This window comes from uncultured Sphingopyxis sp. (assembly GCF_900078365.1).
GTDB lineage: Bacteria > Pseudomonadota > Alphaproteobacteria > Sphingomonadales > Sphingomonadaceae > Sphingopyxis.
Genome location: NZ_LT598653.1, coordinates 3285392 through 3306156, shown reverse-complemented (window position 1 = coordinate 3306156; position 20765 = coordinate 3285392). Strand labels below are relative to the sequence as shown.

The following is a 20765-nucleotide window of genomic DNA, read 5'->3' as shown; positions in this document are numbered from 1 at the left end:
AAAGGGATTTGTTTCCACGCCGGGCCGCCATCCCCTGCAGGCTCAGCCTGTGATCTCGTCGGGCAGATATTCGCGCACATAATCGATGAACGCGCGCAGCTTGGGCATGACCTGCTTGCGCCCCGGATAATAAAGGAAAAGCCCCGAGGTCGCGGCGCAATAGTCGGTGAGCACCAGTTCGAGCTCGCCGCTTGCGACCATCGCCTTCGCCATCGGCTCGGCCATCATGCCCATCGCGACGCCGGCGCGGATCGCGACGAGCGCGGCGATCCAGTCGTTGACGATCACCGGCCCGGTGACGCCGACGTCATATTCGCGGTTTCCCTTCTCGAACGTCCACGGCATCAGCGCGCCCGTCGCGAGGCGAAAGCGGATGCAGCGATGGTCGCGCAACTCCTCGGGCGTTTCGGGGCGGCCGTGCTTGTCCAGATAGGCGGGCGCCGCCGCGACGACGAAGCGAAAGGGGCCGGTCAGGCGGACCGCGATGACGTCGGCGTCGAGCGATTCGCCCATCCGCACCCCGGCGTCGAAACCCCCGGCGCTGAGGTCCGCCAAGGCATCGTCGGCGTAAATCTCGAGCTCGATATCGGGATAGGTTTCGCAGAAACCCGCGATGATCGGCTCGAACAAAGGCTGCACCGCGCCGCGCATCAGGTTGATCCGCAGCCGTCCCGCGGGCCGGTTGCCGAGGTTGCGCGCCGCCTCATAGGCGTCGGCGAGCCCCGAATAGGCGGGCGCCGCGCGCTCGAGGAACATCTCGCCCGCCTGCGTCAGGCCGACGCTGCGCGTCGTGCGCATGAACAAGGGCGCACCCACGCGCGCTTCGAGTGTCTTGATCGTCTGGCTGATCGCCGAGGGCGAGACGCCGAGGTCGGCGGCGGCGGCGGAAAAGCTGCGCCTTTCCGCGACACGCAGGAAGGCTTCGATCCCGTCGAGCGCCCCTTGGGGGATTGTTAAATCCTGCTTCAAAGCACTTGCAGATTATAGAGGATTATCTAAGTGCGCAACCGCACCTATAAAGGTTGCACAACGAAACGAAAGGAACCTCTCCCATGTCCTATCAGCTCTCCTCTTTCCGCCGCTTTCCCACCGCCTTCGCCATCGTCGCCGCTTCGGCGCTCGCCTTCACCGGCCTGATGGCATCGGCGACCCCCGCTTATGCCCAGTCGGGCGGCGATTATCGCTGCGCCGGGCTCGCCGAACAGGCGCATGTCGCCGCAAGCGGCGTCGAGGGCAGCAAGCAGTCGAGCGCCAAGCGTTTCGTTTCGACCGGCAAGAAGCTGTGCGAAGCGGGCAACGAACGCGCCGCCGCCAAGCAGTTCCGCGCCGCGCTCAAGATCGCCGGCGTCGCCGAAGTCGAAACCGACAGCCAGATGGCCTCGCGTTAATCTGCTGCGCTAGACAACCGACACCAATCTCCGGAACCGTCCTCTCCCTCTCCCCGACGGATCCACAAAACTGGGGCGGCCCTCGACGCGGGGCCGCCCCATTTGTTTCTGCGCGGCGGGTGGAGTAGACTGCGGCGATGCGAGACAGGAAACCGCACCCCGAAACCCGGCCCGATCGCCCCGCAAAGCCCCCGGTGCCGCTTTGCCGCTACGAAGAACTGGCGATGCGCGAAAACCGGCTGCGGGAGGAAAAGGCCGCCAAGCGCGAAACGGACGCCTAGAGCTTCCCGGCTTCGTCAAGGGCCGAAGACCAGTTCGAGCATCTGGCGTTTCCATATCGCCACCGACCGCTCGATCAGCGCCATGTCGGGATTGCGGATATATTCGACCGTCAGGCCGCGCGTGACCGCGTTGTTGAGCAATTGCAGCGTCTGATACGCCTCGTCATTGTCGATGCCCGCCGCGCGCAGGATCAGATGGCCCCACAAGCGGACCCTGCGGTCGAAGCGCCGCGCGCTCGGTCCGACCTCCTGGTCGAGATCGGGATCGTTGCGCCGCGCGAGATGGATTTCGAGCACCGCCGCCATCTCGGGGCGGCTGACCATCTGGTAGTTGGCGTCGATCAGATTTTCCATCGACTGCCGGGGTGTCGCGCCGGCGCGGATGGCTTCGGCATAGATGCGGGTGCGATAGGCGGCGAATTCGGCGGCGACCGCGGCCATCAGCTTCGCCTTCGTCGGGAATTGATGCTGGATGGCGCCGAGGCTCATCCCCGCCGCGTCGCGGATCGCGAGCATCGTCGCGCCCGAATAGCCCTGCGAGCACAGCACGTCGCGTGCGGCCGCGAGCACCTTGGCGCGCGTCGCGGCGCTGCGGTCGGCCTGGCTGCGCCGGGGTCTGGTCGCGGTCCTCGTCATCCCTCGATCATCTGCGATAGCGTGTGCGCCGCTGATAAGCGAGCCGCCTCAAAAAGCCACCGTCGCGTTGACGCCGATCGTGCGCGGCCGGATGATGCCGGTCCCGAGCGCGCCATTGGCGTTGCGCGGCAATCCCGCGACGCCGAGCAGCGCCTGCGTCGAGGTGATCCCCCGGCTGTTCGTCAGATTATTGGCATAGGCGCTCAGCGCATAGCGGCCGAAGTCGAGCCCGGCGCGCAAATCGACGACCTCATAGGCGTCCACGCGTGCGAAATAGCCGTATAGGGCGCGATAGGCGGGGTCGAAGCCGCCGCTTTGCCGCGAGAGCGAGCGGATCGAGCCGCCGATCGACGCACTGACGTCCGATCCCAGATCCCACTGGTAATCGGCGTTGAGGCTGACGGCATATTTGGGGGTGAAGGGCAGGCGGTCGCCCTTCACCGCGCCGACCGCGACCGGGTCGGTGTCGCCGCTGAGCCGCGCGTCGGTGTAGGTGAAGCCGATCGACGTGGTGAAGCCCCGCGCCGGCCGCAGCGTCGCGACGATTTCGGCGCCGTCGACCTCGGCGCTCGTTCCGTTCACATTGACGCCGAAGCCGTTGACTACCGCCGCGAGCTGAATGTCCTGCCAGTCGATATGATAGAGCGCCGCCTCGATCGAGGCGCTGCGGTCGGCGGTGTCGCCTTTGAACCCGATTTCATAGCTGGTGACGGTGTCGGGCTCGAAGGTCGTCGGCGTGCCCGGCGGCGAGCCGATCGGGATGACGTTCGGGCCGCCGGGGCGGTAACCCTTGGCGACGCGGGCATAGAGCGATGCCCGATCGCCGAACTTGATTTTCGGCGCGACCGACCAGGTGAAGACATTGTCGGAAGAGCGCAGCCCGTCGATCGCCGCCGCGCCGAGCAGCACGCCATCGGTCACCTGTTCGGCGCGCTGGCTGTTGTGGCTGTACCGGCCGCCGAAATCCATGTCGAACCAGCGCGACAGATGCAGCGTCGCATTGGCGAAGCCCGCGATCTCCTCATAGCGCGAATCGAGATGGAATACCGCGTAGTCGAAGGGCAGGTCGATCGGCGTCAGCACGCCGGGCGTCCCCGGCACCGCGCTTTTCAGATTCTGGAAGATCCGCGCCTTTTCGTGGGTGTAATAGCCGCCGACCATCCATTCGAGGACACCGCCGCCGTTCGATGCGAGGCGCAGCTCCTGCGTCCATTTGCGATTCTCGGTCTGCTGGTCGAAATAGACATAGGAGCCGCCGAGCGCCGCCGACAGATTGGCGGTATAATCGGCGCGAAACGACTGGAGCTGCTCGCCATAGCTCGTCGCCGAGGTCAGCGTGACGCCGCCGAAATCATAATCGATCGTGCCGTTATAGAGCCGGTATTTCACATCGCTGAAGGTCGGCAGATATTCGGACTGGGTCAGGCCGCCATAGAGCGGCTCCAGCGTCGCCGGGTCGGCCTCGACGATGCCCGGCGCATCGACGTAGAGATTCTGGACCAGCGCGCTCAGCCGGACGCTGAGGCCGGCGCCGGGTTTCCAGAGCAGCGACGCGCGCCCGCCGTAATTTTCGAAATCATTGATGTTGCTGCGGACGTTCGATCCGGCGGTGCCGATCGAGTCGATATAGCCGCCCTGCTTGCGGTAAGACCCCGACGCGCGAAACGCCAATGTCTCGCCGATCGGGACGTTGACCATCGCCGCGCCGCGGTACGAGGCGTCGCCGCCGTCGGTGAACTCGACCCCGCCGAGCGCCTTCGCCTCGAAGCCCGAAGTCGAGGGTTGGTTGGTGACGAATTTGAGCAGGCCGCCGAGCGAACTCGCGCCATAGAGCGTCCCCTGCGGGCCGCGCAGCACCTCGATCCGCGCGATGTCGAAGCTGTCGAAATCGCCCGCGAGTTCGGACCCGTTGGCAAGGCCGGTGCTCGACCCGAAGGGCGTCTCGTCGACATAGACCGCGACGGTCGAGGCGACGCCGCCGGTGTTGATGCCGCGCAGCACGAGCCGCCCCTGACCGGGCGTGCCCTGCACGAGCTGCAGGCTCGGGACATTTTTGAGGTAATCGGCGAAATTGGTCGCGCCCTGCTGTTCGAGCGTCGCGCCCGACACGACCGACACCGATTGCGGCACGTCGATCAGCGACTGCGTTCGTTTCTGCGCGGTCACGACGATCTCTTCGCCGAAGCCGGTGTCGCCGTCCTGCGCCCAAGCGGCGGCGGGCGAGGCGAGGGCGAGGGCGAGAGCGGTGCCGCTCAGGGCCTTGGTCGAAAGTCGCATATTCGGTCCCCTCATCGGATTTTCGTTGTTCGTTTCAGCGGTCGCGGCCGAGCGCGAAGCGCATCCCGTGCAGGATCGCGGCGGGCGCGGCGGAGACATGGTCGTCCTCGGCGAAGGCGATGTGGCGGAGGTCGGTCAGGCCGGCGTCGCCGAGAGCGCCGGCAAATTCCTTCGCGGCATCGACCATGCGCGCGGCGCGGATCTGCGCCTGCGCTTCCTCCAGCGTCACGCCGATCCCGTCGGGCACGCTCGTCGGCAATTCCTGCTCCTTCGCGCCGACGTCGACGAACACGCGCGGCTGGCGGGGCAGGGCGGCGAGCCGCGCCTTGAACGCCGGCAGCGCATCGAGGATCGCGAAGCCGTTCCACCAGAGCGACGGGCTGCTCGCGATGAAGGCGGCGAAGCTGCCCGGCCGCGTCAGCAGCGCGTGCGCGGCGAACAGCCCGCCGAGCGAATGGCCGAACAATATCTGCGGGCCATCGGCGGAATTGGGATAACGCGCCGCGATTTCGGGGCGCAGCCTGTTCGTCAGAAAGGCGAGGAAGGCGTCGGCGCCGCCGCCCGCGGCGCCGCCGATCGCTGCCGCCATCCCGCCCAGGCTTTCCAATGCTTCGGCGCCGATCGGCGGGGCGAGGTCGGCGGTGCGGCGTTTCAGGAAATCGGCATAATCGGCGTCATAGCCGATGCCGACGACATAATGGGCCGGAAAGGCGGCGGCGCTCGACACCGCGCGCGCGATTTCGGCCGCCATGCCGAACAGCAGGTCGCCGTCGACGACATAGAGGACGGGAACGCCGCTCTCGGGCATCGGCGCCGCCGGCGGCGCGACGCTGATCGTCAGCGCGCCCTCGCCCGACGGATGGGGAAGGGTGAATTGTTCGAGCGCGGCCCGCACCGAAAAGGACATCGATCGTCTCCTGACGGAGGGCGGCGCTTGATGCTGCCGGCCTCTCTTTTCGTCGATGCGACTCATCTGCCCCATTTACAATAAAGTCAACTTGTTTATTATGGGCGCCGAGCAAGCTCGGGGAGAGCGATATGGAAATCGGGATGACAAGGGCGGTCGAAGGCCAGGCGCGGAGCGCGACCGCATGGGCGTGGTACGGCCTCGCCGTGCTGCTGATGACGACGCTTTTCGCCTTCGTCGTCCGCCAGATGCTCAGCCTGATCGCGCCGTCGCTCCAGGCGTCGCTCGGCTTTTCCGACTTGCAGCTCGGCATGTTGCAGGGCCTCGGCATGGCGATTTTCGCCAGCATCGCGAGCTATCCGATGGGCTGGCTCGCCGATCGCTTCGGGCGCCGCCTCCTGCTCGCGCTCGGCGTTGCCTGCTGGTCGCTTGCGACCGCGCTCTTCGCTTTTCAGGACAGCTTCGGGGGGCTGTTCGCCGCGACGATCGGCATCGCGATCGGCGAGGCCGGGCTCGCGCCGATCGTTTTCGCGCTGATCCCCGATCTCTTTCCCGAAAGGCAGCGCAACACCGCGAATTTCATCTTCTACGGCGGCTCGCTGCTCGGCGCCGGGCTCGGCATGGCGCTGGGCGGCGTCCTGCTGCAATGGCTTGCCGGAGCGCATGGCGCTTTCCCCGGCTGGCTCGCCGACATCGACAGCTGGCGCCTCGCGATGATGCTGATCGCGCTGCCGGGGCCGGTCTTCTTCCTGCTCGTCCTGACGATGCCGCTCGGCAGTCGGGGGAGCGCGGCTGGAACGCCGGCCGGGACCGATGAAGCGGGCGCGCGCGATTTCATCCCCTATGCGACCGCGCACTGGCGCACGCTGGCCTGCATCTTCGGTTCGATTTTCGCGATGGCGGTTGCGATGACCTCGGGGCTGATGTGGTTTCCGCTGGCGTTGCCGCGTGCTTTCGGGATCGATCCCGCGACGGTCGGCGTCGGGCTCGGCACCGCGATCACCATCGCGACGCTCGTCGGCGTCGTCCTCGCGCCGCTGACGCTCAGGCTGCGCCGCGCGGATGCCGGTCTCGGCCCCGTCAGGGCGGCCGCGATCTTCGTCGCGCTGACCCCGCTGCCCGCCGCCTTGCTGCCGTTCACCACTTCGGCGTTTCAGGCCTATGCCCTCGCGGCGGTGCAGGGTGCGCTCGGCATCGCCGCCTCGTCGCTGATGCCCGGCGTGCTCCAGAATCTGGCGCCGCCGCACCTGCGGTCGCGCGTTCTGGCGCTGCTCGGCATCGTCAACGCGCTGGCGCTTGCCGCATCGCCCTTGGTGGTCGGCTGGATCTCCGGGCTGATCGAAGAGCCGCGCGGCATGCTCTACGCCATCACCATCGTCAGCCTGCCGTCGCTGATCGTCTCGGCGATCCTGATGGCATTCGCACCCGGCCCCTATGCCGCTACGCTCCGGGCGATCCGGCCGGAGCTTTCGAAGGAATTCTCATGACGACGACGCACTCGACCGGCCCCGCGCCTTCGGACATGACCGGCATGCGCGCGGCGCTGGCCGCCGGACGCGTCACCGCGTCGGCGCTCGTCGATCGGGCGATCGAGCGCGCCGAAGCGGTCAACCCGCAGCTCAACTTCATCGCCTGGCCGACGTTCGAACGCGCGCGCGGCCAGGCGGGGGAGGCGCGGCCGGGCCCGCTCGCCGGGGTGCCGACGCTGATCAAGGACATGCTTCCCGAAAAGGGCATACCGGCGAGCTTCGGTTCGGCCGCGCTGCGCGATTTCATTCCGCCCGACGACGCCCCCTATGCGCGGGCAATAAATGGCGCCGGGCTGATCTCGATCGCGCGCTCGGCGATGCCCGAACTCGGGCTCAATGCGGTCACCGAATCGCCCTTGCTCGGCCCGACGCGCAATCCGTGGAGCCTCGATCATACGCCGGGCGGCTCGTCGGGCGGCGGCGCGGCGGCGGTCGCCGCCGGGGTGGTCCCGGTCGCCCATGCGAGCGACGGGCTCGGGTCGATCCGCCATGGCGCCGCCCCCTGCGGCCTTGTCGGCCTCAAGCCCTCGCGCGGCCGCAACGCCGGCGAAGAGGCCTTCCGCTCGATCGCCGACCTGACGGTGAACGGCTGCGTCAGCCGCACCGTGCGCGACACCGCGGCGTGGCTCGAAGCGACGCAGACGCGCGATCCGAGCTGCCTGCCGCCGACCCCGCTCGTGACCGCGCCGGTCGAGCACCGCCTGCGCATCCATGCCTATAGCCGGGTGATGCGAACCGGCGCGCTGCCCGACGCCAGCGTCGGGCGCGTCTTCGGCGAAGCGATCGCGTTGCTCGACCGGCTCGGCCACGCGGTCGCGGACGCCGGGCTTCCCTTCGAGGGCCCGGCGGCGATGGAACTGCTCGGCACGATCACCGAGGGCATGTTCAGCCGCCGCCTCGGCATGCTGTCGCAGGCGATCGGGATCGCGATCAAGGCCGAGGACCTCGAGCATCGGTCGGCGACGCTGGTCGCGGCGGGCGAGGCGATCGGCGACGCGGAGTTCGCGGCGGCGTGGACCGCGATGGAGGCGGTGGTCGCCGCCTATCTCGACCGGCTGGAGGCGATCGACATCTGGATGACGCCGACGCTCGGCAGCGAAATCCCGCGCATCGGCGTCTTCGGCCCCGATATTTCGTGGGACGATCAGAAGGATCCGCTGATCGACTATGCCGGCTATTGCTGGATCGACAATTTCGCCGGCACCCCCGCGATCAGCCTGCCGATCGGATTCAGCGACAACGGGCTGCCGGTGGGTGTGCAGTTCGCGACGCGTCCCGGCGGCGAGGCGCTGCTCCTCGCGCTGGCCTATCAACTCGAAGCCGCGCTCCAGTGGCAGCGGCATATCCCGCCGATCTGGGCCGGCGACCCCTAACGGCGCCGGTAGCGGAAATACCAGACTTCGTGCCCCTGCGCGCGCGCCTTCGCCTCATAGCGTGTTTCGGGCCAGCCGCCGGGGCGCTGCTGGAAATCGCGCGCGTCCTTCGCCAGCCATTCATACTGGTGACGGTGGCGGCGCATCACCATCAACGCGTGCTGGAGGTAAATCGGATGGTCGGTGCCGAAGCGAAACTCGCCGCCGGGCTTGAGCTTCGCCGCGATCAGATCGAGCGGCCCGTCGTTCATCATCCGCCGCTTCGCGTGGCGCGCCTTGGGCCAGGGGTCGGGGTGGAGCAGATAGGCGAAGGATAGCGCGCCGTCGGGGATCCGCCGCAGCACTTCCAATGCGTCGCCATGGTGGATGCGGACGTTGCCGAGCGGCAGGCGCGCGCCCCCCTTTTTTGCGAGATGGGGATCGCCCGCGACATGGACCAGCGCCTGCGCCACCCCGTTGATGAAGGGCTCGGCGCCGATGAAGCCATGGTCGGGCAGCATGTCGGCGCGTCCCGCCATATGCTCGCCGCCGCCGAAGCCGATTTCGAAATGCAGCGGGCAGTCGTGGCCGAACAGGCGCGCCGCGGTGACGTCGCCTTCCGCCGGGACCGCGATCTGCGGCAACAGCATATCGACCAGATCCTGCTGCCCCGCGCGCAGCGGCTTGCCCTTCGATCGGCCGTAAAGGCGGTTGAGGGTCGTCGGATCGCCGGGTTTATGCGCAGTCATGGCGCGCCCGTTAGCGCGGCGAAGCGGGGGCGGCAAGCGCCTGAACCCGTGTGGCGGGGACGGCAAGCGTCCCCGCTTCCCACATCAGGCCGCGAGCGCGGCCTTGAGCTTGTCGACGAGGTCGGTGCGCTCCCACGGGAAGGCGTCGCCGTCGGCGGTGCGGCCGAAATGACCATAGGCGGCGGTCTGCCGATAGATCGGCTTGTTGAGCCCCAGATGCGTGCGGATGCCCTTGGGCGTCAGGCGGACGAGCCCGGGGATCGCGGCTTCGATGCGGCCTTCCTCGACGGTGCCGGTGCCGTGCAGGTCGACATAGATGGAGAGCGGCTCGGCGATCCCGATCGCATAGCTCAGCTGGATCGTGCAGCGGCGCGCCAGCCCCGCCGCGACGACATTCTTCGCCAGATAGCGCGTGATATAGGCCGCCGAGCGGTCGACCTTGGTCGGGTCCTTGCCGCTGAACGCGCCGCCGCCGTGCGGGCTCGCGCCGCCATAGGTGTCGACGATGATCTTGCGGCCGGTCAGCCCGGCATCGCCGTCGGGCCCGCCGATCTCGAAGCGCCCGGTCGGGTTGATGTGATAGACGGTGTTCGCGGTGAGCAGTTCGGCGGGCAGCACGTCGGCGATCACGCCGAGCACATATTTGCGCAGCTCGGTATATTTCGCCTCGTCGCCTTCGCCCTTGTGGAAATAATAGCCCGGCGCATGCTGCGTCGACACGACGATCGCGGTCGCCTCGACCGGACGCTCGTTGGCGTAGCGCAGCGTGACCTGGCTCTTGGCGTCGGGTTCGAGGAAGGGCGCGGTGCCCGCCTTGCGGTCGGCGGCCATGCGCTCGAGGATCTTGTGGCTGTAGTCGAGCGTCGCGGGCATCAGGTCGGGGGTCTCGTCGGAGGCATAGCCGAACATGATCCCTTGGTCGCCCGCGCCTTCGTCCTTGTCGCCGCTCTCGTCGACGCCCTGCGCGATATGCGCCGACTGGCCGTGGAGATTATTCTCGAAGCGGAAGCTCTGCCAGTGAAAGCCCGACTGTTCATAGCCGATTTCGCGCACCGTATTGCGGACGGTCGCCTCGATCTCCTCGAGCGCGCCCGGCGCCCAGGCGTCATTTTCGAACACGCCCTTGCAGCGAATCTCGCCCGCGAGCACGACAAGCTGCGTCGTCGTCAGCGTCTCGCACGCGACGCGCGCCTCGGGATCCTTCGACAGGAACAGGTCGACGATCGAATCCGAAATCTGGTCGGCGACCTTGTCGGGGTGCCCCTCCGACACGCTTTCGGACGTGAAAAGGAAGCTGTTGCGCATGGGAAAGCCTTCTCGAAATCGAATATAAAGGATGCTTTATGTCTGCGCGCTGTTAGCGTCCCGAGCGCCGGAAGGCAATGGTCAGCGCGAGCAGCAGCAGGGCGAAGCCGACGGACAGAATGTTGCCGAAGCGTGCGAAGAGCGTCGGCGCGCGCGCGGGCGGCACCAACGCGTCGATGCGCCCCGCCGCGTGCATCGGCAGCGATTCGACGATGCGGCCGTCGGCGTCGATCACCGCGCTGATCCCGGTCGGCGTCGCGCGGATCACCGGCAAGCCCTCCTCGATCGCGCGGAGGCGCGCCTGCGCCAGATGCTGCGGCGGGCCCCAACTGCCGAACCAGGCATCGTTCGACGGGTTGAAGATGAAGTCAGGGCGATGGTCGCGATCGACGACCTGGCCCGAAAAGATGATCTCGTAACAGATTTGCAGCCCCGCGCGCCCGAAGGCGCCGAGATCGAGCGTGCGCGCGCCCGGCCCCGGCCAGAAATCGATGTCGCCGGGCGCGAGCCGCGACAGGCCGAGCGCCGACAGCAGCGGCCGCATCGGCAGATATTCGCCATAGGGCACCAGATGCGCCTTGTCGTAGCGCGGGCCGAGCCTGCCGTCGGCATGCACCGTCATCACCGCATTGCGTGCGCCGACCACATCGCCCGTCTTGTCGAGTTCGAGCTTGAGCGCGCCAAGCAGCATGACGTCGTCGGGATTCATCAGCCTCGTCAAGCGCGCACGCGCTTCGGCCGGCGAGCGGTCGTAATAGACCGAAGGATAGCCGCGTTCGAGATAGTCGGGGACGGCGGCTTCGGGCCACAGAATCAGCCGCGGCCGATCGTCCCTGGGTGTCGTCAGCCGCGCGAGCTTGGCGAAATTGGTGTCGGCCTTGCCGCCCTCCCATTTGTCCTGCTGGCCGATATTGGGCTGGACGACGGTGATGGGGATGCCGTCGGCTTCGGTCACCGACCTGGATATGGGGCCGTTCGGCAACAGATACGCCAGCGCCAGAAAACAGGCGATCACCACACCCGCTCCTAGCTGTTGAAGAAGCTGGGATCGCCGGCTTGGGTATGGACGCATCCGTTCATGGCGATCGGGACGCGGCTGGGCCAGCCACAGCACATAGCCGGCCGCCAGCAGGACGGTTGCGGATCCGCCGTAGGTGCCGACCAATCGCAACAAACCGAAAAAGTCACCGATCGTCGCGACGAGCGGGTTCCACGCAAAGCCGGTAAATACCCAACTCCGCAGCCATTCGGTGAGCGTCCAGAGTGCCGCGAAAGCAAGAACGAAAGACAGCGTAAGGCCCGTCGGCGGCGCGCCGAATCGCCGCACCATCCACGCCCCCCACGCAGTCAGTGCGGGATAGACCGCCAGATAAAGCGCCAGCAGCACGACCGCGATCCACCCCAGCCACGCGGGCATCGCCGCCTGATAGGTGAAGGCGGTCGCGATCCAGTTGAGGCCGATCGCGAAATGGCCGACCCCGAACGCCCAGCCGATGCCGGCGGCGCGGCGGCCGCGCGCGGCTCGCGCGACGAGCGCCATCCAGCCCGCGAGCGCCAGCAGCGTCAGCGGCCAGAGGTGGAGCGGCGCGAACCCCGTCGCCGAAACGGCGCCGAGCAGCACGGCGAGGAGCTTCGGCCAGCGGTCGGCGAAAGCGATGATGCGGAGGGAAAGCGCGGTCACGCGCGTTGCTTTAGCCGCGCGGCGGGGCGGGGACAATGAGGGTTGCGCTGGTCTGGTGATCCGCTTTCGGCCGGAAGCGGACGTCTCCTTGTCAAGCCCCTCCCCTTCAGGGGAGGGGCAACGCAGACTTGGCAGCTTGCTGCCTAGTCGCAGTGGGTGGGGGCTATCGGCTTTGCGCAAGGCCGATAGCCCCCACCCCAACCCCTCCCCTGAAGGGGAGGGGCTTGATGAATCGCAACGCCCGCTCGCCACCCCAAAGCGGAAATCCACCCCGTATCCGCAACCCGGTCACCCCAGCCCCGCCGCCTCGATCGCCGCCAGCGCATTCTCGACCCGCGCATCGCCTTCGCCCTCGACCCATGCCCAGGGCAGCCGGCGCCGGTCGAGTTCGCCGATCGCAACCTCCATGAACTGCGCCCGCGCAAGCTCGGAGCCGAACAGGCGCGTGCCGTCCTCCTGCCACGGCAGGTCCATCGCGGGGACCAGATAGAGGTCGGCGGCCGCGTCCCATTGGTCGATTTCGGGCAGGCGGCGGCCGAGCAGCATGATCGCCCACGCCTGCGTCATCAGCGGATCGGTGTCCGACACGAGCCAGTCGGGCTTTTGCGCGAGCGCTGCTTCGGTCGCCGCGCGGTGCCCGTCGAAGATCGCGAGCAGATCGGCCGCGTCGAGGTCGGTGCCGTTGGCCTCGGCATAGGTGCGGCCATATTCGGGGACGACGAGGCCGCCGAGCCGCAGCGCGAGGCGCGGGGCGAGGGTCGACTTGCCGGTGCTTTCGGCGCCGTGGAGGCAGATATGGCGCGTCACGGCGTCATCCCGTCCGTCGCGGCGGCGCGGCGCCACTGGACCAGCCCGTCGATCGACAGGCCGAGCAGCACGACATAGACCGCGCTCGTCGCGTAAAGCCCGCGCGAGGCGAAGAGCGGGATCGCGATCAGGTCGACGAGGATCCAGAGGAACCAGCTTTCGACGCGGCGGCGTGCGAGCAGCCATTGCGCGGTGATGCTGAGCATCGCGATCGCGCCGTCGATCCACGGCGCGGCCGCGTCGGTGTGGCGGTCCATCGCGAAGCTCCAGCCCGCCCAGGCGGCGATCGTCGCCAGCGCCCAGCCCCGGCGCGCGCTGCCGCTCATCCAGCGCACGGGCACGCCGCTCTCGTCGCGCGCGCGCATCCATGCCGCCCAGCCGTAAAGGTTGAGCGCGAAGAAAAAGCCCTGAAGCAGCATGTCGCTATAGAGTTTCGCCTCGAAGAAGACGAAGGCGTAGAGCGTCACGGCGACGAGCGCGAAGGGATAGTTCCACACGCTGCGCAGCGCGACGAGCGCGACGTTGATCAGCACCAGCGCCGCGGCGATCCATTCGAGATAGCTCATGCCTCCGCCGGGCCGCCGTCCGGGGGGGAGGGCCGGGGCCGCGTCCATAGCCCGTCGCGGCTGATCCGCCGCTGCGGCGGGCGGCGCAGCACCGACCAGCCGGCGCGTGCGACCCAGCCGAGCTTGGCGGCGAGGCTTGATGCCGCGCGGTGGTCCCACGCATGGTCGCCGCGCGCGCGCACTTCGCGCGCGATGTCGCCATAGATGCCCGCGGCGGCGAGCACCGCCCAGCGGCTGCGCGGGGGCAGCAGCCTCGCGCCCCAGCGTCCCGACGCCTCATATTCCCCGGCCATTTCGGACAGCCATCGGGCCATCACCGACAGGCGCGCGCGAAAGGCGGGGTGCATGTGCTGCCCCGGCGGGATGTCGAGTTCGACCATCCATTCGACCGGCAGGTAGCAGCGGTCGGCGGCGGCGTCCTCTGCGACGTCGCGCGCGATGTTGGCGAGCTGAAAGGCGATGCCGAGGTCGGCGGCGCGGTCGAGCGTCGTTTCGTCTTGCGCGTCGATCCCCATGACCAGTGCCATCGCGACCCCGACCGCGCCCGCGACATGATAGCTATAGCGCAGCAGGTCGTCCTCGCTGCGCGGGCGCCAGTCGCGCGCATCGAGCTCGAAGCCCGCGACGATGTCGTCGATCACCGCGCGCGGAATATCGACCTGGGTGAGCAGGAAACCGAGCGCGTCGAACGCCATGTCGCCGGTCGGCTCGCCGGCATAGGCCCTGCCGGTCTGCGCGCGGATATGCGCGACGGCGGCGGCCGGATCGTGACCCGGCGTCATCGCGCCGCCATGATCCTGTCCGTCGGTCAGGTCGTCGGCGGCGCGGCACCAGGCATAGAGCAGCCAGACGCGCTCGCGCGTCTCGCGGTCGAACAGCTGGCTTGCCAATGCGAAGCTTTTCGATCCGCGCGCGATGCTGTCGTGCGCGAAACCGTGGAGGGCGTGTGCGTCATAGGCCCCCTCCTCGATCATCAGAGATTTTCGGCCTTCATCGCGAAGATCGTCTGGTGCGGGACATAGGCCGCCATCTTGTCGAGCAGCTCGTCGAGCCCCGCGTCGACGATCATGATCCCGGCATGCGCGGGGCGGATGAAACCGACCTCGATCATGTTGCGGTTGAAGGCGATCAGGTCGTTATAGAAGCCCGCGGCGTTGAGCAGCCCGACGGGCTTCGCATGATAGCCGAGCTGCGCCCAGCTGATCGCTTCCCACAGCTCGTCCATCGTCCCGACCCCGCCGGGGATGGTGAGGAAGCCGTCGGAGAGGTCGGTGAACATCTTCTTGCGCTCGTGCATGCCGCTGACGACATGGAGCTCGGTGACGCCGCGGTGCGCGACCTCGGCGCCGACGAGCGCGTCGGGAATGATGCCGATCACCTCGCCGCCGGCTTCCAATGCGCTGTCGGCGACCGCGCCCATCAGTCCGAGCCGCCCGCCGCCATAGACGACGCCGATCCCTCGTGTCGCAAGCGTGCGCCCGACGTGGCGCGCGGTTTCGATATAGATCGGATCTTCGGGGGTCGCGGACCCGCAATAGACGGCTAGGCGTTTCATCTCTTCACTCTATTCCTGTTCGTCACCCCCGCGAAGGCGGGGGTCCAGCTGGATTCCCGCCTTCGCGGGAATGACGGGAAAGTAAAGGGCTGGCGGCTTGCAGCATCAGCGTCGCCGTCGCTTTTGCGCTTCCAACCACCCCGGGAATCCCCGCGCCCGGATGCGTCCCCGCGCCGACGAAGTAAAGATTGGAAATCACATCGTCGCGGTTGTGCGCGCGGAAATATGCGCTCTGCCGCAGCAGCGGTTCCAGGCTGAACGCGCTGCCGAGATGCGCGGCGAGGTCGCGGCCGAAATCGGCGGGGGTATAGTGGAAGCGTGTGACGAGATTGGCGCGGAGGCCGGGCGCGACGCGGCGCTCGACTTCATCGAGAATCGCATCGGCGAAGCGGGCGCCGAAGTCGCCGTCCCAGTCGGCCCGCGCCTTGCCGAGATGCGCGACAGGGGCGAGCGCATAGAAGGTCGAATGGCCCGGCGGCGCCATGCCGGGGTCGGTAATGCTGGGATGGTGGAGATAGAGCGAAAAGTCGTCGGGGACTTTCCCGCCGTAGATGTCGCCGAGCAGCCCCTTGTAGCGCGGGCCGAAGAGGATGCTGTGGTGCGCCACATCGGGATATTCGCCCTTCACCCCGAAATGGACGACGAAAAGCGAGGGCGACCAGCGTTTGCGCGACAGGCTCTTCGCGACCTTGTTCCCGCGTACATGCCCGGCGAGCAGGTCGCGATAGCTGTGCATCAGGTCGCCGTTGCACGCGACCATGTCGGCCTCGCCGTGCCAGCCGCCCTGTGTCGTCACGCCGGTCGCGCGGTCGCCTGCGGTCTCGATCCGCATGACCGCATCGCCGAGGCGCAGCGTGCCGCCCAATCGCTCGAACAAACATACCATAGCCGCGACGAGCGCGTTGGTGCCGCCGCGCGCGAACCAGACGCCGCCCTCCTTTTCGATCGTGTGGATCAGCGCATAGATCGCGCTCGTCGTCATCGGATTGCCGCCGACGAGCAACGTATGGAAGGACAAGGCCTGCCGCAGCCGCTCGTCCTTCACATAGGAGGAGACGACCGCATAGACGCTGCGCCACGCGCGATATTTCATCAGCGCCGGTGCGGCCCGGACCATCGCGGTGAAGTCGAGAAAGGCGACCGCGCCGAGCTTCACATAGCCTTCTTCGTAGACGCCCTTCGAATAGGCGAGGAAGCGGTCATAGCCGGCGACGTCGGCGGGGTTGAGCTTCGCGATCTCCTCGCGCAGCGCCGCCTCGTCGTTCGCATAGTCGAAATTCGTGCCGTCGGGCCAGCCCAGGCGGTAGAAGGGCGTGACGGGGACGAGCTCGACGTCGCGCTCCATATCCTGCCCGCTGAGCGCCCATAGTTCGCGAAGGCACGGCGGGTCGGTGATGACGGTCGGTCCCGCGTCGAAGGTGAAGCCGTCGCGCTGCCAGTGATAGGCGCGCCCGCCCGGCTTGTCGCGCGCCTCGACGATCGTCGTCGCGACGCCCGCCGATTGCAGCCGGATCGCGAGCGCGAGCCCGCCGAACCCCGCGCCGATAACGATGGCGCGGCGAGTCATCGCCAGTCGAGCTTCGCCAGCGCGGCGATCGCGCGGCCGACCGGAACCGGGGGCTTGCCCGCGAGCAGGCGCAGCTTGTCGCCCGTCGTCGAGCGCCCGGCATAGAAGCGCGCGATCAGCCGCGGCGACAGGCGGTAGAAACGCTGGAAGATGCGGAAACGCGCGTCGGGCTCGGCCGCCCGGAACAGCATTGCGCCGAGCATCCGGTAGAAACGCTGGCGCCGCCACGCCGCGGCCGCGAGGCCGCGAAGCGCGGCGGCGAGATCGGATCGATCGGCGAGCGCGGGCAGCGCCGATGCGGTGCGCACGGCATGGGCGAGCGAATAGCCGGTCGTCGCGTGGAACTGCCCCGCGCGCACGCCGATCCGCGCGGTGCGGTCGGACGCCGGCCACAGCCGCTCGAAATCGCCCGCGATGACGACGGGCAGTACGCCGCTTTCCTCGCGCGTCGTCGCCTTGACCTTCCAGCCTTGTGCCGCGGCATAGGCGGCGATGCGCTCGCGCACCGCCCCCGCATCAAGGTCGGCGTCGTCGCTGTAATAAGTGTCCTCAACGAACAAGGTCTCGGCGTCGAAGGGGAGGAGATAGACGAAGCGATAGCCGTCCAGTTGCTCGACCGTGGCGTCCATCACCACCGGATATTCGATCCCGTGGCCGCCCTTCACCGTCAGCGCCTGTCCGACGAATTTCTGCCAGCCGCAGTCGAGCCCTGGGAATTTGCCAGCGCCGCGCGCGTCGATGACATGCTTCGCCGACAGCCGCCCGCCGCGCGCCAGCAGCAGATGGTCGGGCGCGACATGCTTCGCCTTGTCGGCGATGATGTGCCCCGCGGGCAGCGCCGCCGCGACCGCTTCGGCGAGCGCCTCGCCGGTGATGCTCTTGTACCCCATGCGCAACCTGCGCTCGTGCGACGGGAAGCGGACGTCGTAGCGCGGCCAGTGATGGCGCACCAGCGGCGCGACGAGCCAGCGGTCCTTCTTCGCGATGTCGCTGTCGAAAAAGGACCAGATATGATTGCCGCCGATCGGCCCCGGTTCGACCAGCCGCACGTCGAGATCGGGCCGCTTCGCCGCCAGCGCGAGCGCCGCGAGCCCGCCGGCGAGCCCGCCGCCGACGATCGCGATGTCGCATTTATCGATGCTCTGCCCCGCCATGTCTTTGCCTTAGCCACCCGAACGCGCGGGCGCAAAGCCATTGCAACGCGGCGGCGAGCGGCTAGCCTTGCGCCATGACCGGCTGGGCGATCCTTTTTTCCGCGCTCGCGATGACCGCGATCGTCGGCGTGCGCTATCTGGTCACGAGCGGCGCCTTCGCCTTCGCGACGCGGCTCCGGCACCCCGGCCTCTATCGCGGACTGGAACCGCAGATGAAGCGCGAGATCGGCTGGAGCCTCGCGAGCGCCGCCATTTACGGGGTTCCGGCAGGCATCGTCGCCTGGGGGTGGCAGGAACATGGCTGGACGCGCATCTATACCGACGTCGACGCCTTTCCGCTCTGGTATCTGCCCGTCAGCCTGTTCGCCTATCTCCTCCTCCACGACACATGGTTTTACTGGACGCATCGCTGGATGCACCGTCCGGCGCTGTTCCGCGCCGCGCACGCGGTTCATCATGCGAGCCGCCCGCCGACCGCTTGGGCGGCGATGAGCTTCCACCCGCTGGAAGCGGTCACGGGGGCGGTCGTGATTCCCGCGCTCGTCTTTCTGATTCCCATCCACGTCGCGATGCTCGGTCTCGTGCTCGCGATCATGACGGTGATGGGGGTCGGCAATCATATGGGGTGGGAGATGTTTCCGCGCGCGCTGGTCCATGGACCCGCGGGGAAATGGCTGATAACCGCAACGCATCACGAGCGGCATCATGCCGCCTACCGGGGGAATTATGGTCTTTATTTCCGCTTCTGGGACAAGGCGTGCGGCACCGATATCGGGCTTGGCGCTTTTGCCCCTGCTGCTGACCGCCGCGGCCCCGCCGCCGCCGACGGTTGAGGTCAGCGTCACCGGGCTGCGTAGCGAGAAAGGACAAATCCTCGTCTGCCTGACCACCAACCGCAAGGCCTTTCCCGATTGCAGCAAGGACGCGGGATCGGTGCGCATGGCGGTGAAGGCGGCCGAGGCCGGAAATTTCGCCGTCCACGCGCCCGCCGCCGGAACCTATGCGATTGCGGTCGTGCATGACGAGAATGGCAACAACAAGCTCGACAAGGCGATCTTCCTGCCGAGGGAAGGCTTCGGCTTTTCGCGCAACCCCACGATCACCGTCGGGCCGCCGAGCTTCAAATCGGCCAGCTTCACGGTCGCGGGCGACATGCGCCAGTCGATCCGGATGAAATATATGCTGTAAATGTGCCGGCGGCTTTGGGGCGGTGAGCTGTCGTTGCGATCCATCAAGCCCCTCCCCTTCAGGAGTGTCAGGTCGGTCATGCCCCCGGCATGACCTAAACCGTCCGGGGGACGGTTTACCTGACACTGGGTTGGGGTGGGGGCCATCGGCCTTGCGCTAGGCCGATAGCCCCCACCCCACTGCGACTAGGCAGCAAGCTGCCAAGTCTTCGTTGCCCCTCCCCTGAAGGGGAGGGGCTTGACTAGGAGAGGGAAGCTTCCGGTCGCTTTCAGACCTCCTGCGCCCGCAATTCACCCGGCGTAGGCATCGCGCAGTTCGCGTTTCAGCACCTTGCCGATCGGACTGCGCGGCAATTCTTCAACCACGGTAATCGCGCTGATCCGCTGCGTCTTGCCGACCTTGGCGTTGCAATCCGCGCGCACGCTTTCGGGGTCGGCTCCATCCTTCAGCACCACAAACGCCACCGGCGTCTCGCCCCACTCCTCGCTCGGCATGCCGACGACCGCCGCCTCGACGACACGCTCGTCGGCGATCAATATCGCTTCGAGGTCACTCGGGAAGATGTTGAAGCCGCCCGAAATGATCATGTCCTTCGCGCGGTCCATCAGCGTCAGGAAACCGTCCTCGTCGATCCGGCCGATGTCGCCGTGGCGATAGAAGAGATGTCCTTCGCCGTCGTACCAGTGCATCGCCTTGGTCGCGTCGGGACGGTTGTTGTATCCGGTCATCATCGCGGGGCTCCGGCCGACGACTTCGCCGACCGAACCTTGCGGCAGTTCCTTGCCGTCCTCGTCGATCACCTTCGCGATATGCCCGGGCGCGGGCTTGCCGACGGTGTGGAGCTTGTCGGGGAATTGATGCGCCTCGAGGATGAACGCCGCGCCGCCTTCAGTCATGCCGTAGATCTCGACCAGCCCGCCGGGCCAGCGTTTCAGCACATCGGCCTTGAGCGCGGCGGGGAAGGGCGCCGAGGTGCAATATTTCATCACGAAGCTGGAGAGGTCGAAGCGGTCGAAATCGTCGAGCGCCATGATGCGGCGATATTGCACCGGCACGAGCATGGTGTTCGTCGCGCGTTCGCGCTCCGCCAGTTCGAGGAAGCCGCGCGCGTCGAATTTCTTCATCAGGACGACCTGCCCGCCCGACCCGACGGTTGGCATGAAGCTCGCCATCGTCGTGTTCGAATAGAGCGGCGTCGACAGGATCGTCACGGCATCGGGGCCATAAGCGGGGGCGCCGCGCTGGATATGCTGCCAGCGCATCGCATGGCTGTGGACGATGCCCTTCGGCGTGCCCGTCGTGCCCGACGAATAGATGATGTTGAAGCCGTCCCCGGGCTCGATGTCCACGCTTGCGGGGCGGGTGCCTTTGGGCGCGATCCAGTCGGCGAGGGGTGCTCCGGCATCGCTCCCGTCCATCGCGATCAGGTCGCGCGCGGCGATGCTCTGTCCGGCGAGGCTCGCTTTCGCCGCGCTGTCGAGAAACAGGTGGCGCGCGCCGGTGTCGGCGATCATCGCCGCCATCTGCTCGCCGGTCGCGCTGTTGGTGACGAGCCCCGCGACGCCGCCGGCGCGCAAGGTGCCGAGGATCACCGCCATCTGCTCGACGCTGTTGAGCCCGGCGATCGCGGTGCGCTCTCCTTTTGTAAATCCGTCCTGTTGCAGCCGCGCGGCGATTCGGTCGGCCAATTGATCCAGTTCGGACCAGCTCAGCCGCCGCAGCGGGTCGGCAGCCGCTACGGCATCGGGACGTTCCGCGGCGTGGGCACGGACGAGGTCGGGCAGGGTGGCGAAGTCGCCGTCAAGCATTTCGATACTGGTCAT

At 67.6% G+C, this 20765-nt stretch carries 20 protein-coding genes; 6 read left to right on the top strand and 14 right to left on the bottom strand.

Going from position 1 to position 20765, the window contains the following annotated elements; genetic code table 11:
- Positions 1-42 precede the first annotated feature (42 nt).
- Complete coding sequence (locus tag QZL87_RS15380; protein ID WP_295321043.1) at positions 43-969, bottom strand: LysR family transcriptional regulator; 927 nt, start codon at positions 967-969, stop codon at positions 43-45.
- Positions 970-1052: 83 nt separating this feature from the next.
- On the opposite strand from QZL87_RS15380, the gene QZL87_RS15375 reads away from it, so the two are divergent.
- Entirely contained in the window at positions 1053-1388 is a 336-nt protein-coding gene (locus QZL87_RS15375; RefSeq protein WP_295321040.1) for a hypothetical protein, read from the top strand.
- 137 nt (positions 1389-1525) lie between these two features.
- Positions 1526-1669 (top strand): hypothetical protein, encoded by a 144-nt coding sequence (locus QZL87_RS15370; RefSeq protein ID WP_295321038.1) that lies wholly within the window; start codon positions 1526-1528, stop codon positions 1667-1669.
- A 15-nt stretch (positions 1670-1684) separates the two neighbouring features.
- Here QZL87_RS15370 and QZL87_RS15365 read toward each other — a convergent pair whose 3' ends face one another.
- The 3 genes from QZL87_RS15365 to QZL87_RS15355 are packed head-to-tail and all read right to left on the bottom strand — an operon-like array spanning position 1685 to position 5489.
- Entirely contained in the window at positions 1685-2305 is a 621-nt protein-coding gene (locus QZL87_RS15365; protein ID WP_295321035.1) for a TetR/AcrR family transcriptional regulator, read from the bottom strand.
- Between the two features lie 48 nt (positions 2306-2353).
- Complete coding sequence (locus QZL87_RS15360) at positions 2354-4582, bottom strand: TonB-dependent receptor (RefSeq protein ID WP_295321032.1); 2229 nt, start codon at positions 4580-4582, stop codon at positions 2354-2356.
- Positions 4583-4616: 34 nt separating this feature from the next.
- Positions 4617-5489 (bottom strand): alpha/beta hydrolase-fold protein, encoded by an 873-nt coding sequence (locus QZL87_RS15355; RefSeq protein ID WP_295321031.1) that lies wholly within the window; start codon positions 5487-5489, stop codon positions 4617-4619.
- A 131-nt stretch (positions 5490-5620) separates the two neighbouring features.
- On the opposite strand from QZL87_RS15355, the gene QZL87_RS15350 reads away from it, so the two are divergent.
- Both QZL87_RS15350 and QZL87_RS15345 read left to right on the top strand, forming a co-directional pair.
- Complete coding sequence (locus QZL87_RS15350; RefSeq protein WP_295321028.1) at positions 5621-6976, top strand: MFS transporter; 1356 nt, start codon at positions 5621-5623, stop codon at positions 6974-6976.
- A complete protein-coding gene (locus tag QZL87_RS15345; protein ID WP_295321026.1) occupies positions 6973-8391 on the top strand; it encodes an amidase family protein in 1419 nt (472 codons plus the stop codon). Before QZL87_RS15350 ends, QZL87_RS15345 begins: the two co-directional genes overlap by 4 nt.
- On the opposite strand, the gene QZL87_RS15340 is transcribed toward QZL87_RS15345, so the two are convergent.
- The 9 genes from QZL87_RS15340 to crtY all read right to left on the bottom strand — a co-directional run bounded on the left by QZL87_RS15340 (position 8388) and on the right by crtY (position 17754).
- Positions 8388-9119, bottom strand: coding sequence for a tRNA (guanine(46)-N(7))-methyltransferase TrmB (locus tag QZL87_RS15340; RefSeq protein ID WP_295321024.1), 732 nt, complete (start codon positions 9117-9119; stop codon positions 8388-8390). The genes QZL87_RS15345 and QZL87_RS15340 overlap by 4 nt on opposite strands.
- A gap of 84 nt (positions 9120-9203) precedes the next feature.
- Positions 9204-10424 carry a methionine adenosyltransferase gene (metK, locus tag QZL87_RS15335; protein ID WP_295321021.1) on the bottom strand — a complete coding sequence of 407 codons (1221 nt, stop codon included), beginning with the start codon at positions 10422-10424 and terminating at the stop codon, positions 9204-9206.
- A gap of 52 nt (positions 10425-10476) precedes the next feature.
- A complete protein-coding gene (lnt, locus tag QZL87_RS15330) occupies positions 10477-12105 on the bottom strand; it encodes an apolipoprotein N-acyltransferase (protein WP_295321019.1) in 1629 nt (542 codons plus the stop codon).
- 288 nt (positions 12106-12393) lie between these two features.
- Entirely contained in the window at positions 12394-12912 is a 519-nt protein-coding gene (locus tag QZL87_RS15325; RefSeq protein WP_295321017.1) for an AAA family ATPase, read from the bottom strand.
- The gene (gene pnuC, locus QZL87_RS15320) at positions 12909-13478 is read right to left on the bottom strand and encodes a nicotinamide riboside transporter PnuC (protein WP_295321014.1); all 570 of its coding nucleotides are present in this window, start codon (positions 13476-13478) and stop codon (positions 12909-12911) included. Before pnuC ends, QZL87_RS15325 begins: the two co-directional genes overlap by 4 nt.
- On the bottom strand, positions 13475-14452 hold the full coding sequence (locus QZL87_RS15315) for a phytoene/squalene synthase family protein (RefSeq protein WP_295321012.1): 978 nt from the start codon (positions 14450-14452) through the stop codon (positions 13475-13477). Before QZL87_RS15315 ends, pnuC begins: the two co-directional genes overlap by 4 nt.
- Positions 14452-15033 carry a TIGR00730 family Rossman fold protein gene (locus QZL87_RS15310; RefSeq protein WP_295321008.1) on the bottom strand — a complete coding sequence of 194 codons (582 nt, stop codon included), beginning with the start codon at positions 15031-15033 and terminating at the stop codon, positions 14452-14454. The genes QZL87_RS15315 and QZL87_RS15310 overlap by 1 nt, the downstream gene beginning before the upstream one ends.
- A 22-nt stretch (positions 15034-15055) precedes the next feature.
- Positions 15056-16600: a phytoene desaturase gene (locus QZL87_RS15305; protein WP_295321006.1), complete on the bottom strand. Its 1545-nt coding sequence runs from the start codon at positions 16598-16600 to the stop codon at positions 15056-15058.
- Complete coding sequence (gene crtY / locus QZL87_RS15300; protein WP_295321005.1) at positions 16597-17754, bottom strand: lycopene beta-cyclase CrtY; 1158 nt, start codon at positions 17752-17754, stop codon at positions 16597-16599. Before crtY ends, QZL87_RS15305 begins: the two co-directional genes overlap by 4 nt.
- Before the next feature lie 74 nt (positions 17755-17828).
- Here crtY and QZL87_RS15295 point away from each other — a divergent pair, with 74 nt between their 5' ends.
- The gene (locus tag QZL87_RS15295; protein WP_295321003.1) at positions 17829-18587 is read left to right on the top strand and encodes a sterol desaturase family protein; all 759 of its coding nucleotides are present in this window, start codon (positions 17829-17831) and stop codon (positions 18585-18587) included.
- On the top strand, positions 18532-18942 hold the full coding sequence (locus QZL87_RS15290; protein WP_362987661.1) for a DUF2141 domain-containing protein: 411 nt from the start codon (positions 18532-18534) through the stop codon (positions 18940-18942). Before QZL87_RS15295 ends, QZL87_RS15290 begins: the two co-directional genes overlap by 56 nt.
- A 290-nt stretch (positions 18943-19232) precedes the next feature.
- Here QZL87_RS15290 and QZL87_RS15285 read toward each other — a convergent pair whose 3' ends face one another.
- Positions 19233-20765, bottom strand: coding sequence for a class I adenylate-forming enzyme family protein (locus QZL87_RS15285; RefSeq protein ID WP_295321000.1), 1533 nt, complete (start codon positions 20763-20765; stop codon positions 19233-19235).